We start from the raw sequence: 1739 nt of genomic DNA, 5'->3' as shown, positions 1-1739 counted from the left end.
CCACCCTCCGTGACCGTGGCGGTGACCTCCCCGACCTACGTGGGGAACCCGGGCGGCGCCCCGACCGTCTGGACCACGCCCCGGGTCGAGCCGACGGCGACGGGGGCCGGCCCGACCAGCGCTCCGGCGACGCTGCCCCCGGACCCGGAGCCGACCACCGCCGCCCCGGAGCCGACCGGCACCCCACCGGTGACCACCGCACCCCCGCCGACGGCCACCACCGCGCCGCCCGCCCGGCCGCCGCTGCCCGGCCGACCCACCCGCCCCGGCCCGCCGGGCGGCGACCGGGTCGAGGTCCGGGTGGGCACCGGGGACGTGACCCTCGACGACGGTTACTGGGCGGCCGGCAGCACGGTCACCGCGCTGCGGGTCACCGTCACCAACACCGGGGCCGTGCCGGCGCGGCTGCGGCTGGCCTACACGTTGCCGGCCGGGCTCACCGACGCCGGGACGCCGGGCTGCGCGGCCAGCGGCGACGGCGGGTGGCACTGCGGCGAGTGGGCCACCGCGCCGGGCGACCGGTTCGACAGCATGATCCGGGTACGGGTCAGCGGCACCGCCTGGCGGCAGATGCCCCTCAGCGGCGCGGTACGGGTCACCGCGACCGCCCCGGACGGCGGCACCGCGCAGGACGACGAGGGGTTCGCGGTGCTCTTCCCGCCCGGCCCGCCGGTGCCCGGGATATTCCTCGACGCCGACGAGGTGGCCTTCGACATCAGCGGCGGACCCACCGTGCTGACGGCCCACCTGGGCAACACCGGCCGGGTGCCGGCCGCCGGACGGGTCGAGGTGGCGCTGCCGGAGGGGGTCAGCGTGCTGGACCCGCCGGCCGGCTGTGTGCCGCTGGCTCCGACGCGTACCCGCTGCGACCTCGGCGTGCTGCCGGCGGGGCGGACACAGCCGCTGCGGTTCACGGTCGCCGCCACCCCGGACGCCCAGCGCGAGGCCCCGCTGGCCGGGGCGCTGACCGGCCGGTTGACCCCGGAGAGCGGGCCGGCCCGGCAGGTCCAGATGAGTTTCCGGATCACCGCCGCCGCCGCGCTGACCACCCCGCCGGTGGGCACGCCCGCGCCGACCGGTTCGCAGGGGTTGATCGCGGCGCAGGGCGGGACGGTCGCGCTGGGCGGGATGTCCTCCGCCCAGCGGACCGCGCTCGCGCTGATCACGATCTCCGTCCTGCTGGTGGTGCTGGCCCTCGTGCTGGCGACCGGTGCGCTGCGCCGACGCTCCGCCGAGGTGGCGGGGGACCTGCCGCCGACGGGGCGGCCGACCCGACCGGCCGGGGGTCGGGGCAGGCGGAGGGGGCCGTCCGGGGGGTCGCGGTGATATCGATTACGGCGTGCACCGCAAATCGCCGCATAGCCGTACAGATTTCGCCGACCCGGTTCCCAGGTGTCGGACCTCCACCAAGGATGCCCTAAGCCCTGGACGTAGGCTCGGAGGCGAGAGATGACAGCGGTCCGGCCCGCCACGGGCGGACCGGGCGCAGCGGCGCATCAGGGAGGTCGCGTGGCCGGGCAAGGCGAGGTCACCATCATGTGCAGCCGCACGCGCGGCGGGGCCGAGCGAAGCGAGGTGCAGGCGTGACCAAGCAGATCCGTCAGTTGGACCGGGTGGTGATCCGGTTTGCTGGTGACTCGGGTGACGGGATGCAGTTGACGGGGGACAGGTTCACCTCGGAGACGGCGCAGTTGGGTAACGATATTTCGACGTTGCCGAATTTCCCGGCGGAGATTCGG

1 protein-coding gene is annotated in these 1739 nt (G+C 76.0%); it reads left to right on the top strand.

The window, feature by feature from the left end:
• Nucleotides 1-1326: hypothetical protein (locus ACOJTC_RS12135; protein ID WP_420116920.1), on the top strand; the 1326-nt coding region annotated here is incomplete at its 5' end.
• Nucleotides 1327-1739: the final 413 nt, after the last annotated feature.

The organism is Micromonospora sp., from assembly GCF_048594385.1.
Classification (GTDB): Bacteria; Actinomycetota; Actinomycetes; order Mycobacteriales; family Micromonosporaceae; genus Micromonospora; species Micromonospora wenchangensis.
Note: the sequence above shows the minus strand (reverse complement) of the source record. Positions and strands in the feature narration are given on the sequence as shown.